The 15744-nt window shown below is 49.2% G+C and carries 13 protein-coding genes and 1 riboswitch; of the genes, 9 read left to right on the top strand and 4 right to left on the bottom strand.

What is annotated here, in order from left to right:
- Positions 1-48: 48 nt before the first annotated feature.
- Positions 49-669, bottom strand: a complete 621-nt coding sequence (locus tag A8707_RS17495; protein ID WP_231948122.1) for a DUF1345 domain-containing protein — start codon at positions 667-669, stop codon at positions 49-51.
- 458 nt (positions 670-1127) lie between these two features.
- Between A8707_RS17495 and A8707_RS17490 the strand changes: the two genes are divergently transcribed.
- The 7 genes from A8707_RS17490 to A8707_RS17455 all read left to right on the top strand — a co-directional run bounded on the left by A8707_RS17490 (position 1128) and on the right by A8707_RS17455 (position 9031).
- Positions 1128-2144: a cation diffusion facilitator family transporter gene (locus tag A8707_RS17490; protein WP_082906411.1), complete on the top strand. Its 1017-nt coding sequence runs from the start codon at positions 1128-1130 to the stop codon at positions 2142-2144.
- Positions 2145-2198: 54 nt separating this feature from the next.
- The gene (locus tag A8707_RS17485; protein WP_068818493.1) at positions 2199-2933 is read left to right on the top strand and encodes a PEP-CTERM sorting domain-containing protein; all 735 of its coding nucleotides are present in this window, start codon (positions 2199-2201) and stop codon (positions 2931-2933) included.
- A gap of 8 nt (positions 2934-2941) precedes the next feature.
- Positions 2942-3160 (top strand): hypothetical protein, encoded by a 219-nt coding sequence (locus A8707_RS17480; RefSeq protein WP_068818492.1) that lies wholly within the window; start codon positions 2942-2944, stop codon positions 3158-3160.
- A 134-nt stretch (positions 3161-3294) separates the two neighbouring features.
- Complete coding sequence (locus A8707_RS17475; protein WP_082906410.1) at positions 3295-5250, top strand: alkaline phosphatase; 1956 nt, start codon at positions 3295-3297, stop codon at positions 5248-5250.
- A 679-nt stretch (positions 5251-5929) separates the two neighbouring features.
- Complete coding sequence (locus tag A8707_RS17465) at positions 5930-6364, top strand: hypothetical protein (RefSeq protein ID WP_068818489.1); 435 nt, start codon at positions 5930-5932, stop codon at positions 6362-6364.
- Positions 6365-6645: 281 nt separating this feature from the next.
- Positions 6646-6891, top strand: coding sequence for a hypothetical protein (locus A8707_RS17460; RefSeq protein WP_068818488.1), 246 nt, complete (start codon positions 6646-6648; stop codon positions 6889-6891).
- A gap of 88 nt (positions 6892-6979) precedes the next feature.
- Complete coding sequence (locus A8707_RS17455) at positions 6980-9031, top strand: pentapeptide repeat-containing protein (protein WP_068818487.1); 2052 nt, start codon at positions 6980-6982, stop codon at positions 9029-9031.
- Positions 9032-9140: 109 nt separating this feature from the next.
- On the opposite strand, the gene uca is transcribed toward A8707_RS17455, so the two are convergent.
- From uca to A8707_RS17440, 3 genes are read right to left on the bottom strand one after another with little or no spacing between them, the layout of a single operon-like run.
- A complete protein-coding gene (gene uca / locus A8707_RS17450; protein WP_068818486.1) occupies positions 9141-12773 on the bottom strand; it encodes an urea carboxylase in 3633 nt (1210 codons plus the stop codon).
- A 24-nt stretch (positions 12774-12797) separates the two neighbouring features.
- Entirely contained in the window at positions 12798-13439 is a 642-nt protein-coding gene (locus A8707_RS17445; protein ID WP_068818485.1) for an urea amidolyase associated protein UAAP2, read from the bottom strand.
- A gap of 26 nt (positions 13440-13465) precedes the next feature.
- A complete protein-coding gene (locus A8707_RS17440; RefSeq protein ID WP_068818484.1) occupies positions 13466-14191 on the bottom strand; it encodes an urea amidolyase associated protein UAAP1 in 726 nt (241 codons plus the stop codon).
- A 66-nt stretch (positions 14192-14257) separates the two neighbouring features.
- Positions 14258-14364, bottom strand: a riboswitch (guanidine-I (ykkC/yxkD leader).
- 140 nt (positions 14365-14504) lie between these two features.
- On the opposite strand from A8707_RS17440, the gene A8707_RS17435 reads away from it, so the two are divergent.
- Together A8707_RS17435 and A8707_RS17430 are read left to right on the top strand one after the other, a co-directional pair.
- Positions 14505-15287 carry a biotin--[acetyl-CoA-carboxylase] ligase gene (locus tag A8707_RS17435; protein ID WP_068818483.1) on the top strand — a complete coding sequence of 261 codons (783 nt, stop codon included), beginning with the start codon at positions 14505-14507 and terminating at the stop codon, positions 15285-15287.
- 56 nt (positions 15288-15343) lie between these two features.
- Positions 15344-15538 carry an aminotransferase class III-fold pyridoxal phosphate-dependent enzyme gene (locus tag A8707_RS17430; RefSeq protein ID WP_068818482.1) on the top strand — a complete coding sequence of 65 codons (195 nt, stop codon included), beginning with the start codon at positions 15344-15346 and terminating at the stop codon, positions 15536-15538.
- The last annotated feature ends 206 nt before the right edge of the window (positions 15539-15744 follow it).

Raw genomic sequence — 15744 nt, 5'->3', positions numbered from 1 at the left:
ATCTGTACGCAGGTGGAGATCAGCCGATACGTTGTTCTTCGCCCTGATTTAAATCAACCCTGCGATAATATTGATGGTCATCGCGACGATCGTGGTGTTAAAGAAAAACGCCAGCACTCCATGCAGCAGTGCCAGTCGTCGGATCTCACGAGAAGTCACTTCCACATCTGACGTTTGACTCGTCATGCCAATCACAAACGAAAAGTAGAGAAAATCCCAGTAATCTGGCTCGACATCCCCCGGAAAATCTAAGCCATCTTCTTTACACTGATGCAGTGACTTTCCCGATTTGTAGTAGGCGTGCGCGTAGTGGAAGGCAAAAATCGTATGCACCAACAGCCACGAACCGACGATCGTGACGATCGAGAGTGTTAGGTGCAACAGCAGCAGCCGCTTCTCTACCCCTTTGTCGTGCAGAAGAAAGGCGATCGCAAACAGACTTGCACAGGCGGCTGTCGTCACTAGACTCAAGATGACTAAGCGTCCAAAGTCTTCTTGCTGAGCGTAGCGGCGCATTGAGTCAGGTGTAGCAGTCAGCATCAACTGCCAAATCAAACCGAGAAAGCAAATCATTCCCGTATCCCAAATGCAGAGAAGGCGGGTCGCCCAATGAAACTCCGACGGCAGCACGACTGCGACGAGTCCGGCTGCACAAACAGACAGAAGCAATCGAGAGCGAACACTCCGCCTTCGAGCTAGTTTAGGTTTTGAAGTCGAACCCACAGGATGAGTGCCGCAAAGGATGATTAGACCTCCTGCGTGAATCTGGACAGCCCTCCTCACGAAGTGGGGCAAGCCCTCGCCAACCCTTCTTCCTAGGGAGAAGGGAGCTAGAACCTCTTGTTCTCTCTCCCCAGAGAGAAGGGAGCTAGAACCTCTTGTTCCCTCTCCTTGGGGAGAGGGCTAGGGTGAGGGCGAAGGATTCGTGCAGGAAATCTGTTGTCAGTATAGTTCTGAATCGATCGTAGGAGTTAGTGTTTTCAACGTTGCCCGATCGCTGCCCCAAACTGTTTACGCAAGGTTAACGTTCGCTTACCCACCTATTAAAGATAAACCTGATAATCTGTTCACAGATATGGGCAGGCAGTTGTCTCCCTATCTCAATCTATCGTCTTGAGTTCCGCTGCATGACCCTAACCGTCAATCGACCTACTGCCCGCAAACCATTGGTCTTACGCCCCTGCTATTGCGGCTATCTGCACTCAGAAAATACACATCAAAAAGTGCAGATGGTGAGCATTGCACTCGTGTTGTTAAGCAGCCTTTTTGCCACTGAGCTAGCGATCGGAGCGTTGAGCCATAGTCTCTCACTGCTGGCTGACGCAGGGCATCTATGTGCAGACATTGCAGCGCTAGGACTGACGCTGCTCGCCGCCTGGATCGCTCAACGCCCTGCTAAAGGTCGATCGACCTTTGGGCATCAGCGAGCCGAAATTCTGGTTGCGTTACTCAATGGGTTAAGTCTATTGGCGATCGCCGCGTTTGTGATTTGGGAAAGCGTCGATCGTTTCCACACGCCGCAGACGGTTTTGGGGTTGCCAATGCTGATGGGGGCAACCGTCGGGCTAGGAGTCAATAGCCTAAATTTGGGATTGCTACACCAGCGCAGTCAAACTGACTTAAATCTAAGAGCCGCCTTTTTGCACGTCATGGCAGATGCGGCTAGCTCGATCGGAATGATTGCCGCAAGTCTAGCGATCTATTTTTGGCATTGGATGTGGATGGATGCTGCCGCGAGTCTGTTAGTGGCGGCTTTAACTACCGTCAGCGCTCTACCGCTCATTAGAGAAAGCCTGGAAGTCCTACTGGAATATGCGCCCCGGTCAATCGACCCCATAGAAGTCGAGACATCACTGCTGACATTTGAGCCGATCGCTCAGGTCAAAAATCTGCGCATCTGGAGCATTACATCCGGTCACACTGCAGTTAATGCCCATTTATATGTTTCGGCATCGCTAGAAGCTCACGATCGCGATTGTCTTTTAGAACAAATCAAAACTCACTTATCTGAAGCGTTCTTGATCCAAGAGATGACGCTTCAGATCATCAGCGAACAATCGCTCGAAAAACCCAAACTACACCCATTCTTCAACCAAAGCTTAACCTCTCATGTATTGGGGACAACACGGAGTTTAGCAAGCTGAGTATTAACCTAAGTAAGAGATTTCTGAACCTCTAGTCATTTATTCAACTTACCTATGCGTCTTCATTCTCTAAGCGCTTTACTGGGGATAGCAACCGTTGCGATCGTCGCAGTGACTCCCGTTCAGGCGGCTCCTTCAACCTATCAAGTTGGCTCAGGAACGACCAGCCTTCAGCTAGATCAGACGGCTCTCGATGCCCTCGCATCGGTGGGGTTGAAGTTTGACAGCAGTTTTGGCACCGTTCCCGCAGCGACGGGCTTTGGGCTTGGGTTTGCAGTCAACCCTAGCACTGATTTTACGTTTAGCTACGATGCGACGACCCAGGCATTTGCTCCGGTGAGCGGCACGATCGAGCATTCTGGTGGCATTAAGTTTGCGGTTGACGAAGCCAAACTCAGCTATCCGTCATCATTAGAAGTTGGGGATTTCTCGATCGGCTTCGATCAAGGCTTCTTTCTCAGAGATACGCTGACCACAGGCTTACGGTTATTCGATTTAACTCCCACAGGCGCTCCCACGTTGGCGGAGGGCATTCTCACTGTTCCTGGGTTTGATGTCAAAGTTGCCCAGCAGTTTAACGATTCTCTCAGCGCTGCCACGATCGCCGGAACCGACCTCGGTTTAACAGGTGCCAAGCTAGGAACCGCAAAACTCGTTGCCAAAAAGGTTCCTGAACCCGGTGTCGTGCTTGGACTGCTTGCTGTCACCGGAACCCTGCTTGCTGCAAAAGGGCGGCGGCTCAACAAATGTCTCAATCTGACTCCCCAGACCGACCGTTCTTCAACCTAGAATAACCCATGATGATCCTCAATTTTCCTCAACCTCTGCGCTGGTGCATCTATTTTCTCGTTGGCTTTTGCGGAGCCTTGATGCTGGCGATCGCCTCGTTTTCCGCCCCTCAAATCGCCCCTGCGCAAAGCGCTCCGGTGGTGAATGAGTCGCAGGTTCAACCGCCGATCAACGAGTTTGCCTTAGAAACCGCTGCCTCTCACCGGGCACCCAACTACTATCAGTAGCTCGATCGGGCTATCTCTGATTAGACTTCTTGCCTCCATAAAACTCTTGAAATTGTCGAACTTCGCTCTGAGCTAAGTTCACAGCTTTTTGTGCCTATCTATCAACCCGAAGCTCACCGCTAAATGAATCTGCCATGATGAACGTTCTTCAGACCATGACTCGGCATCTATCCATTTTTATGGCGTGCCTTTTCTGCATTATTTCCTTAAATCTGGTTCCTCTTACCACACCCTCCGCTTTGGCTGCTCAAAAGGGCAACGGAGTCAACGTCATTTTGATGATCGGTGACGGCATGGGCTGGAATATGGCTCGTGCGGCGGCTGTGGCAAACGGCACACCGCTCTACACGGCTGGAAAAGGACGGGGATTGAGCTTTCAGAAGCTGACGGGCTACACCTACGCCACCACGTATGGAACGACGATCGCTGGTTCAACAGGCAACAGCGCCTTAAATGCCACCACAGCAGTCTGCCGATCGACGACCAACCCTGCGGGCATCGACTGTGGAGTGACAGGCGCGGCTCCTGTTCGGGCTGGCTTCCAATTCAATCCAGCGCTCAATCCTGGCACACCGACCCGCAACTTGACTGCCACAGCCGCTCAACCCTGCCGCACTGGGGAAAATCCTCTAGGTGGCAACATTGTTGGATATGAGTCTGCTAAAGGAGGATCGAACCCTTGGACTCCTTTGAACCCCGCGTCTCCGGGCAGTGCCGACCCTGAATATATTAAGTGCAGCTATCCCGACTCGGCAAACACGGCATCAACCCTTTACACCGGGGTCAAGAGCTACAACAACGCAATGGCTGTAGACATCTACGAGCGGACTACGGTGAAAACCATTCTGCAAGATGCTAGAGAGTTGGGCAAATCGACGGGCTTGGTCACCTCAGTGCCCATCACCCACGCAACTCCAGGAGCGGCAGCATCGAGCGTCAATCGTCGTAGCAAATATGACAATGACTTTCCGGCGCTTGACAACATTTTGCAAGAGGCGATTCGAGAAGACCAAGGCTATTTGCCAACCGTGCTGCTCGGTGGTGGACATCCTCTAGACTTTGAGAACGCGACTTCCGCAACTACCGGAACGCCTGCTGGCTTTACCTACATCAAAAAGTCTACCTATGATGAACTGAAGTCAAAGCCTACCAGCAACCGCTATGGCTACACGTTTTTAGAGCGCGATACCAAGGTCACGACGACGAATGATTTAGGTGCGATCGTCGATGGCGGCAAAACTCTGATTCAAACCGCTACAAAGATTGACCCCAATAAAGGTGAACGGCTGCTAGGGCTGTATGGTGCTCGTGGTCAGAATGGCAACATTCCGACTCAGGGATCATCGGGCAATTACAGCATTACAGGGTTAGACAACTTTTCCCTCTACTCAACTGCTGCTGCCTCAACTGCCACAGCCCCCGCGGTTAACAACGGCACTCAAATTCCTAAGCCAGATGTCGTTCGTCCGCTTGCTCCGGGTGAAACCGACCGCCAGTTCATCGCTAAAGAGGTCAAAGCGAATCCAACATTGGCTCAAATGAGTCGCGCTGCGCTAGAGGTGCTCGGCAAAGACAAAGACGGGTTTTGGCTGATGATTGAAGGGGGCGACATTGATTGGGCAGCCCACGACAACAACCTCGACAACTTGGTTGGAACGATGCGATCGTTTGACAAAGCTGTCTCAGAAGTCATCAACTGGGTCGGTCAAAACGGCGGCTGGAAGAAGAATGTACTAATCGTCACTGCCGATCACGACCACTATTTGACCTTGAACGAGAACTACGCGCAGCTCGTGCAGTCAAATGGAGCAGCCGACCTGACCTACAACAAACACACGCCCGCTACCGCAGGTCACTTTTGGGGATCTGACCCTGCCATCAAATATGGGTGGGGCAACCACAGCAATCGCATGGTGCCCGTCTATTTCCAGGGTGGCGCACTCAAGCTGGCAGATTATGTTGGTCGCGACGTGGATTACGTAAACAGTCCTCCTAGTGGAACGACGAAGCGATATAAAATTCCGGGCGTTCCAAGTGCGATTGATCAAAGCCACATCTATCAAGCTATGTTAGATGCGCTGAAGTCTTAAGCACAGAGGTTTTCTCCCTCAAACCTCGTACACTTTTAATAAAGCTATCGATCGGGTGCTTGTTTGTTCTGAACTGCGCCTCAATAGACCTCTTGCATGAATCTGGACAGCCCTCCTCACGAAGTGGGGCAAGCCCTCGCCAACCCTTCTCCCCAGGGAGAAAGGAGCTAGAACCTCTTGTTCCCTCTCCTTAGGGAGAGGGCTAGGGTGAGGGCGAAGGATTCGTGCAGGAGGTCTAATTAGATCGGTAGCTTTTTTGTAGAAATAACGTTTGGGGTCTACAAAACCACGATCGAGGTCTACGAAACCGTTGTTGAGGTCTACGAAACGAGCATTGAGGTTCACGAAGCCGTTGTTGAGACTCACGAAGCCGTTGTTGAGACCTACGAAACGAGCACTGAGGTCTACGAAGCCGTTGTTGAGACCCACGAACGAGCACCGGGGTTCACGAAACCGTTGTTGAGGTCTACAAAGCCGTTGTTGAGACCCACGAAATGAGCACTGAGGTCTACGAAACGGTTTCTGACTCCCTGACTAGCGGAGTTTACGGAAGTTGAGCGCAACAGCAACTCCGTTAATCAACTAGATTCCAAGGTTCTACGGATCTCGGTGGACTGAGCGCAGGTCTAAAGTGAACCTATCACCACAACTGCATTTGGAATTGGGAGCTATCTACTCTATGGTTTATCAAAAACGACGTTCTACCACTTTAGAAAAAGCGCAGGCAAGATTGCGCGGGCTGCAATCGATTCATCCCAACCTAGAGATAGGCAATGGGCTAACCCTGCAAGACTATGCTGCCTTGATTACCACGTCAGACACCTGTTTGCAGACTCATAATCTTGCTCTTTCCGCGGTCGATCGCACCCGCATCGAGTTTGCCGAAGCCGAAGCCGCCGTATCCATTCTGTCAACACGGCTTTTGAGCGCTGTCGTGGCGACGTATGGCAGAGACAGCAAGGAATATGAGATGGCAGGTGGAAAACCGCCGAGTAATTACAGACGCTCCAAAAAACAACTGGCGACCAATCTAAATCAGTCTCAGAACGGAACGATCGCCCCCATCAATGGAGCGACACCGAACGGTGCTGGAGCGGTGCCCCTTTCACGCTAGAGGAACTGCGGTTTAATCGAGTCTCGATCGATTTCTTCGGGCTTCGACTTTGCTTAGATCTCGACTCTCAATGAGTGCGCTAAGAGAAATCGAGTGGGTTGAGCGGAGTCGAAATCCACAGACAACACATTAAGAGATTCTGTTTTTGTGCAAGTTTACAAGGGAGATGCTTCCAAAAGGATAATCCCTGGGCGTTTCTAAATCGATCTGTGAAGCACAGATTTTACCCTCACCCTAGCCCTCTCCTTTTGGGAGAGGGGACAGTATCAACCAAGCACCGGATGAATAGCGATGGCAGCCATTGTAGAGAGCCTACTGACCAAAGTGGGCGTTTTCGCAAACCGCAAGTGACCTTTTCTGTGATGTTGTTCACGACCATGCTGGTGGTGTGCGTCAACGTCAACGTCACGAGCTTGAGTCGGTACAGCGAGTTGAACGAGAAGACCTATCGACGACACTTTCAGCAAGTGGCAGATGTCGAGAGCGCGATCGGTTGGTTGCGCGATCGTCTGGTCGATGTGCGGTGATTAACGCTACTTTGGAGTTAAAGGTTTAGGGATTGGGTGCGATCTAGTTGAAGTAGTACTGGGAAATCACAAGGATGAGGGCAAGATAGTGGCGAAACAGGAACAGTTAGATTTGCTAAGACAAGGGGTGGAAATTTGGAATCAGTGGAGACAAGAATTTTCTAGTAATGAAGGTTCCAATCTTGAATGTGCCAACTCTATTGGCGCTGATCTCGAAGATGCCAACCTGAGTGGTTCTAACCTCATTAGTGTTGACCTCGGAGGTGCTAATCTGAGTGGTGCTGACCTTAGCAATGCCAATCTTAAATATGCCAACCTCAGCAATGCTGATCTCGAAGGTGCTGACCTTAGCAATGCTGACCTCAGTGGTTCTAATCTCATCAATGCTAACCTTAGCAGTGCCAATCTGAGTGGTGCTGACCTTAGCAGTGCCAATCTTAAGTATGCCAACCTCAGCAAGGCTGATCTCGAAGGTGCTGACCTTAGCAATGCTGACCTTAGCATGGTTGACCTTGGCAATGCCAGCCTTAGCGAGGCTAACTTAAATGGTGCTAACCTCAGTGGTTCTGGCTTCATTGGTGCTGACCTTAGCAGTGCCAATCTGAGTGGTGCTGACCTCAGTGGTTCTAATCTCATCAGTGCTGACCTTAGCAGTGCCAATCTGAGTGGTGCTGACCTTAGCAGTGCCAATCTTAAGTATGCCAACCTCAGCAAGGCTGATCTCGAAGGTTCTAACCTTAGTAATGCTGACCTTAGCAGCGCTGATCTCGAAGGCGCTAACCTTAGTAATGCTGACCTTAGCAGCGCCGATCTCGAAGGTGCTAACCTTAGCGATGCCAACCTTAGTGGGATAGACCCCAGCAACGTCGACCTTAGTGGGATAGACCTTAGCAGTGCCAATCTGAGTGGAATAGACCTCAGCGGTGACAAATTTAGCAGAGTAGACCTTAGCAGTATCGACCTCCGGGGTGTAAAACTTAGGGGTGTAAACCTCAGCAAGATAGACCTCAGCGAGATAGACTTCAGTGATATAAATCTTAGGGAATTAGACTTCAGCGGAATAGACTTCAGGGGTGTAAACCTCAGCGAAATAGACATCTACGAGTTAAAGGATTTAGACCTCAGCCGAATGGACTTCAGTGATGCTGATTTGCATAGCGCTAACCTAAGTGATGGAAACCTGAATGGCATGAATCTCAGCAATGCTAATCTGAGTGGAGCAGATTTTACTCGAACCCAGGCGCTAGCCACTAACTTCACAGGTGCAACATTGACCGGAGCCTGTCTAGAAGACTGGAACACTAACAGTAAAACCAAACTAGATGGCGTGATTTGTGAGTATGTTTATTTGAAACAGAACCAGCAAGAACGTCGCCCTAGTAGCGGTAGTTTCAAACCTAGAGAGTTCACTGCTCTATTTCAAAAAGCCCTCGAAACCGTTGACCTCATCTTTGCTGATGGTATTGACTGGAAAGCCTTTTTTGCCTCATTTCAGGAATTACAGGCTGAGTATGAAGATGATAACCTTTCTATCCAAGCACTTGAAAAGAAAAGTGGTGGTGCATTCATAATTCGCTTAGAAGTGCTAGCAGGAGCGGATAAAGTTGCGATCGAAAGCGGGTTCAAAGAGCGTTATGAGATGCAACTTCAGTTCCAAGAAAAACTCTACCGAGTAGAGTTGCAGGCAAAGGATCGAGAGATTGAGATCTACAAACAAAAAAGCGCAGATATAATGGAGATTGCTAAACACGAAGCTAGTAGACCTATCAACATAACTGCAACAGCGGAGAGTCAATCAATGGGAGATCGAAACATCCACATGGGAAGCGGTAATTACAACGAGCGAATCGATCGTGATTACATCCAGGGCAACTACATCAACATGAGCCAAGACCTGACGCAAGCGGCTCAACAAATTCAAGACTTACTTCAACAGCTTCAAAATCAGGGCGTGACTGTCGAAGACTCTCAGCAACAGGTCGCCGATGGTATAGCAAAGCAAGCAGAAGTAAATCCTACCATGATGGGAAAATTAGTGCTGTGGGGCAAAGCAATGGCAAACAAAGCCAGTGAAACAACAGTAAGCGAAGCAGCAAAGATAGTTTTTACGCTGGCACTAAAAGCAGCCGGGGTCTCTTGACTATGGAGTTAATAATGCGATAGTAGCAAATCCCAAGCACGATCGTATTTCTCCTACTCAAACTTAAGCGGAACAAGCTTAAATAGCGCATCGCTCAGTGAAGCAGATCTTAGTCGAGTAGATTCACCTCAGTTTGAATCACAAATAAAACCTGATCGACTGAAACCAATTGTCCTTGGGTGCATAGAACATCCAGAATCGTACCTGCAACAGGGGCAATGATCGCGATCTCCATTTTCATTGCCTCCAACACAACGAGCTTATCGCCCACCTCAACCACGTCGCCTGTCTCGACCACAATCTGCCAGACATTAGCAGGGATATGCGCCCTCACAACCTCGCTGTTGGGCGGTAACGCTAACTCACTCTCTGGCGCGGCTGCGGGAGGCTCGATCGCCGTCTCGACCTGAAGATCGAGTTCTGCCCAGCGATCGCGCTCTGCTTCAAACGCCGCCTGTTGTTTTGTTTTGAAAGCAGTGGTCTCGTCGGATATCGATCGTAAAAACTCGTTATAGCGTCTCAGACTAAAGGTTTCTTCCTGAATCTCCAATTTCACCTTGCCTTGAATAAACGCATCGCGATACTTCAGCAGGTCGGGGGCAGACATGGGGTAGAACCGAATCTGATCGAAGAAGCGCAACAGCCACGGTTTTCCTGCTTGAAAATCAGCCGTTTGTTGATAGCGATTCCACATTTGCACCGTGCGACCGACAAACTGATAGCCACCCGGACCTTCCATGCCGTAGACACATAGATAAGCGCCGCCAATCCCGACTGCATTTTCGGGTGTCCAGGTGCGAGCAGGATTATATTTTGTCGTCACCAACCGATGACGCGGATCGATCGGAGTTGCGACAGGTGCCCCCAAATAGACATCGCCCAATCCCATCACGAGATAACTGGCGTTAAAGACGATTTCTTTGACCTGTTCAATACTCTCTAATCCGTTGATTCGCCGAATAAATTCGAGATTGCTCGGACACCACGGGGCATCACTTCGCACCGACTGCATATATTTTTGAATCGCCAATAACGTCGATTCGTCTTCCCACGAAAGCGGGAGATGAATGATTCGCGTTGGGACTTCCATATCCTCGATCGCAGGTAGCTCTCCTTCAGCCGCAATCAGCGTTTCTAGTAACTCTGCTAACGGCAAAATGCGACTATCGTAGTGAACTTGGAGCGATCGGATTCCGGGTGTTAATTCTAAAATTCCTGGTAGCAAGTTGGACTGTAGCCAATTCATCAACGCATGAACTCGGAATCTCAAATTCAAATCCAATACCAATTCACCATATTCAACCAGAAGATATTTATCTCCTGATGGGCGATAAGTCACTGCGATTTGATCTGGCGTTTCAGGAATCTCATAAAGCGTTGCTCGATTTGATTGGTTTATCGTTATTAAATTTGATTGGTTATTATCTTGAGACTGTAGATTTTTTTGTAGCGTGTCGATCTCTTGATCTTGAATCAGTTCTTTTTGAAGCGCTTCCGCAAACGTTAACGGGCAAAACCGAATCGTGTCTCCTGGCTTAAGTTGTCCTACTTTCCAGAGATCAGCCTGCACGATCGTAGCAGGGCAGACGAATCCGCCTAAGCTCGGACCATCAGGACCCAAAATCACAGGCATATCTCCCGTGAAATCGATGGTTCCGATCGCATAGGCATTATCGTGAATATTCGAGGGATGTAGCCCCGCCTCACCGCCGTCTGTTCGTGCCCACTGAGGCTTCGGACCAATCAACCGAACCCCGGTTCGAGAGGAATTGTAATGAACTTCCCAATCGGTTGCAAAAAAAGTCTGAATGTCCGCGTCTGTAAAGAAATCTGGTGCACCGTGCGGACCGTAAATGACTTTAATTTCCCAGGTGTTGGTATAGCGTGGAATCAGATTGGGGGGCAGCGATCGCGGCTCACGGTTCAATTCAGCATGATGTAATTTCAGCACGTCTCCGGTGCGAAGAGTCCGTCCGCAGTGTCCGCCAAATTGCCCCAGCGTAAAGGTTGATTTGCTGCCCAGATAATCGGGGATTTTGAATCCGTTTTGCACCGCGAGATAAGTTCTACAGCCGTCTCCTTGAATGGATTTGAGCTTTAAAGTACTCCCTGCTGAAACCGAAACTGCTGCCCAAAAAGAAACGGGACGATCGTCGATCGTGGCATTCATCGCCGCCCCCGTCAGGCAGATCACTGCATCGGTGTTAAACCGCAGCGTCGGACCTGACACCGTAAACTCTAGCCCTGCGGCATCCGACGAGTTGCCCACCAACCGATTCGCTAGCCGGAATGCCAACTGATCCATTGCCCCCGATGGAGGCACCCCAACATTCCAATATCCTGTGCGTCCCGGATAGTCTTGAATCGTGCTGAAGGTTCCAGGGTCTAGAACGTCGATCGTACTCGCTGCATAGTGAAACGAATCTAGAAATCGCGTACTAATACCACCAGCATTATAAGTCTCGTCATCTAAGATTTGTCTCAGATAATCTAGATTACATTCCAATCCTGCAATTTTACATTCATCGAGCGCTGATTTTAATTGCTCGATCGTGTCTTCGCGATTAGTTCCTTTCACAATCACCTTCGCAATCAGTGGATCATAAAAGGGCGTAACTTCAGTGCCGCGATCGACCCACGTATCACACCGGACAGAATCGGGAAACACCACCTCTGTCAATAGCCCAGAACTTGGCTGAAAGTTTTTACCAGGATCTTCGGCGTAAATTCTGACCTGAATCGAATGTCCTTGAGGCTGATGTTGATACTCCTCTAACGGAAATAAATCATCCGCCGCTAGTCGAACCATCCATTCAACCAAATCAACTCCGGTTACCTCTTCGGTGATGCCATGTTCAACCTGTAAGCGAGTGTTGACCTCCAAAAAATAAAACTCATTGGTCGTAGCATCCAACACAAACTCAACGGTGCCTGCTGACTGATAATTGATTGCCTTACCCAGTCTCACCGCCGCTTCTGCTAAATTGTGACGCAGACGATCGCTGATTCCCGGTGCCGGAGTTTCTTCGATCACTTTTTGATTGCGACGCTGAATTGAACAATCTCGCTCACCGAGGGCAATTACGTTGCCTTTACCGTCACCAAAAATCTGCACTTCTAGATGTCGGGCACGATCGACATATTTCTCTAAATACACCCCACTCTGACCAAAATTATTCTGACTCAAACGCTGAACGGTCTGAAATAATTCTGGCAGTGCGTCCTCAGTTCGACAAAGCTGTAGCCCAATTCCGCCACCTCCTGCGGTGCTTTTGAGCATGACGGGATACCCGATCGTACTTGCCGCAATCTGCGCTTCTTCCAAACTCCCCAAAAGCGGACTCCCCGGCAGCAATGGCACTTGATGCTGAGATGCCAACTCTCGCGCCGTGTGCTTCAGCCCAAATCGTCGCATCTGATCAGGAGTCGGACCGATAAACACGATATTTGCAGCAGCGCAGGCTTCCGCAAACTCAGCGTTCTCACTCAAAAAACCATACCCCGGATGAATCGCTTGAGCACCTGTTTGCTGTGCCGCCTCTAGAATCCGCTCCCAGCGCAAATAGCTATCGGCAGCGATCGCGGTTCCAATCTCCACAGCTTCACCCGCCATCGCCACATGACGGGCATTTGCATCGGCTTCAGAATAAACGGCAACGGATGCGATATTAAGACGATCGAGGGTGCGAATAATGCGGCAGGCAATCTCGCCCCGGTTGGCAACCAAAACTTTATCGAACATGGTGAATGGTTAGGAGAACAGTAGCTAAAGCGCATCCCAGATCAGCAATTGAATCGGAGTCGGATTGTAAGCGTTACACGGGTTGTTCATCTGCGGACAATTAGAAATGACCACCAGTGCATTCATCTCAGCGTATAAATCGACAATGCTACCGGGATCAGAAATGCCATCGACAATTTCTAACGTACCGTCTTTGCTAACAGGCACATTCATAAAGAAATTGATGTTGCTCGTCATATCCCGTTTGCCCATTCCATAATCTTTGAGGGCATAGAGAAAATTTTCGACGCAGGCGTGCTGCCACTTTTTATCTAGTCCAAACCGCACCGAATTGCTTTCACAACTGCACGCTCCGCCTGATGTATCATGCTTTCCGCACGTGTCTTTAACTACCGTCATCAGCGCGTTTCCATCGTTAGAATAGAGTTTTGTTCCCGTTGTAATAAAGATGTTTCCCTGCATCCGAATCGTGTCAGGTGCGCTATATCGCTCACTCGGATCATCGGCGTTATAGACCAAAAAATCGACGGCTTGATTGCCTCCCAAATCGACAATTCGCAGGGTTTGACCTTTTTTGATCACCTGTGCCCACGGCTTGCGGGCGGCGAGAACCTGATCATAAACGGCTAACTTAGAATCTAATTCAGATTGTGTCGTTGAAACCATGATGTACTCCTCTCGATCTCAATAAATTAAATAAACAAAGCATCAGTATTTTGAAATCCGCGAATCGCCTCTGGTGATGCCGTTCGGCACAGATCATCAGCCCCCGGCGCGGGTGATTTCCAAACAACCACGCGAATGGGTTTAGGATCGTAAGCTGTAACGGGATCAAGCACATGGGGACAGTTTGAGAGAATCGCTAAAACATTCATCTCAGCACGCAAATCGACAAAACAGCCTGCTTGAGAAGCACCTTCTACCCAAGTCATTGAGCCATCTGGCTCGATCGCCACTTGAGAAAACAGATTCAGATTCGGCATGATGTCTTTTTTGCCCATATTTCGCTTCGTCAAGGCAAGTAAGAAATTGTCGCGAGAGTTGCGGCTATCATCGCCATACTTCGCGGCATTGGTGGCAACATTACTGCATCCCGCTAAAGTGTCGTGATGTCCACAAGTATCTTCGGTCAATGAGAACAACACGCGCCCCATGTCGGAATAGAGCACCATCCCTTTTTTTAGGAACGCATTGAACTGAATTTTTGCGGTATCGGCGGCGTTATATCGTTCGACCCCATTATCGGCGTTATAGCACAGCATCGAAAGCCCTCTCGACCCTTCTAAATCGACAATCCGTAGAGTGGTGCCGCGCTGAATCACTCGCGACCAATAAGCCCCGCCGGGAATGATTTCATCCCACAAAATCAGCGTGGGATCAATTTCTAAAGAATGCTCGGTTGTTTGTGCGGTAGACATAATTCACTCCTTGCAATAAATGGCAAAAGCCCAGGAAGCCGCCGACAGTCAATGACTGCCCTCTGGCTCTCCCGGGCTTTTTTCCCGCCGTGTGACCGTCTGATTAAAAAACGGTTGCTTCTCTCGGACCAGACGTTTAGCTTGGCTAAACCGGAACCCTAGAAGCAAATTCTGTTTGTGTCTTGTTGACCAAAATCTAAAAGATTTGAGCTTAGTATACGTCTTAACCTGCTAGAAGGAACCGTATCGAGAGATACATTCTTTCATTTTCACGCCAGATGCTATTCTTTATCAGGTTCGCAGTTTGAGCGTTATGAGCGATTCGACATTTAACCCCTTGCCACCGTGGTTGAAGTGGCTAGAAGCTTGTCCGAGCACCAACACTTGGGCGATCGAGCATCTTGCTCAACTCGATCACGGCACCGTTGTCTTTACTCGTCACCAAACCCAGGGACGGGGGCAACATGGGCGCAAATGGCAGTCGCCTCCGGGCGTATTGACGTTGAGTGTAGTGCTCGATCGGCTCCCTGCCGCTCAATTACCTCAGTTTAGTCTGATTGCGGGATTAGCTGTTATCTATGCCATTGAAGATTTGATTCCAAGATTACAGAGTCAGTTGTGTTTAAAATGGACGAATGATGTCTGGCTCTACGATCGCAAGCTAGCTGGAATTTTGTGTGAAGGCGTTACGAGTGGTGTAACTAACAGAACTAAACTTGTGATCGGGGTTGGTCTAAATTACCAGGCTGACTTTTCAAGCCTAGAGATTACATCCATCAAAAATCCGATTAGTCTTCACGAAGTTGTTCCGATTATTCCAGACGAGCATTTTTTAATTGAAAAACTACGTTATTACTTGTTGCAGTTAGCTGGAATAATGCAATCATCCGTTCATTCGTCTCAATTCTCTAATCTGTTATCCGTAGTGCGAGAGCGAGATGCTCTTTTGGGTAGATTTATCACGATCGAGACATCACAAGAGCAGATTTCAGGGGAAGCGATCGGGATTGACGATCGTGGCTGTCTCCGGTTACAACTTTCTGACGGCACCATTCGCACATTCACGTCTGGTCACATTACATTTGCATCCCAATGAACCTTCCCAATCACAAGACAGATTCCCCTATTTGGCGACCTTGAACGATCGCCGCGATGGAAATCACGACCGATCAAACATCGGGCTATTTCAACACGATCGGCTCTGTGTTACGCGATCGATTTCTAGAATTAGGATTCTTCATTCGTCCGCTTGGCAACACGCTATATTTAATGCCGCCTTATTGCATTACTGACAGCGAACTCGAATCTATTTACCAAGTCATTCGCAAGGTACTCGATTCCCTGTGAAAATTTCTTTTTTGGGTCAGAGAGATTTAGAGTGAGAGCTTCTTAGGAAACAAGAAGCTAACCTATTTTGTCTGACTCATGGCTAAGTAAGCGGCGAGTTCCTCAGAGAGGGTGCGACCTCTATTTGATACTATTAGAGGGCAACGGAAAAGCCGTATTGATTCAGTTTGTTCCAGAATTGATCCCAACGCGTTGAGGTCAAGACC

Source organism: Phormidesmis priestleyi BC1401, assembly GCF_001650195.1.
Taxonomy (GTDB): Bacteria; Cyanobacteriota; Cyanobacteriia; order Leptolyngbyales; family Leptolyngbyaceae; genus Phormidesmis_A; species Phormidesmis_A priestleyi_B.
This window is presented reverse-complemented; position numbering and strand designations above follow the sequence as displayed.

Excerpts from the sequence above, each read along its gene's own strand:
- A8707_RS17465 (WP_068818489.1), top strand. The coding sequence starts at position 5,930 with ATGGTTTATCAAAAACGACGTTCTACCACTTTAGAAAAAGCGCAGGCA.
- uca (WP_068818486.1), bottom strand. The coding sequence starts at position 12,773 with ATGTTCGATAAAGTTTTGGTTGCCAACCGGGGCGAGATTGCCTGCCGC.
- A8707_RS17460 (WP_068818488.1), top strand. The coding sequence starts at position 6,646 with ATGAATAGCGATGGCAGCCATTGTAGAGAGCCTACTGACCAAAGTGGG.
- A8707_RS17480 (WP_068818492.1), top strand. The coding sequence starts at position 2,942 with ATGATGATCCTCAATTTTCCTCAACCTCTGCGCTGGTGCATCTATTTT.
- A8707_RS17440 (WP_068818484.1), bottom strand. The coding sequence starts at position 14,191 with ATGTCTACCGCACAAACAACCGAGCATTCTTTAGAAATTGATCCCACG.
- A8707_RS17490 (WP_082906411.1), top strand. The coding sequence starts at position 1,128 with ATGACCCTAACCGTCAATCGACCTACTGCCCGCAAACCATTGGTCTTA.
- A8707_RS17430 (WP_068818482.1), top strand. The coding sequence starts at position 15,344 with ATGGAAATCACGACCGATCAAACATCGGGCTATTTCAACACGATCGGC.
- A8707_RS17445 (WP_068818485.1), bottom strand. The coding sequence starts at position 13,439 with ATGGTTTCAACGACACAATCTGAATTAGATTCTAAGTTAGCCGTTTAT.
- A8707_RS17475 (WP_082906410.1), top strand. The coding sequence starts at position 3,295 with ATGATGAACGTTCTTCAGACCATGACTCGGCATCTATCCATTTTTATG.
- A8707_RS17435 (WP_068818483.1), top strand. The coding sequence starts at position 14,505 with ATGAGCGATTCGACATTTAACCCCTTGCCACCGTGGTTGAAGTGGCTA.
- A8707_RS17485 (WP_068818493.1), top strand. The coding sequence starts at position 2,199 with ATGCGTCTTCATTCTCTAAGCGCTTTACTGGGGATAGCAACCGTTGCG.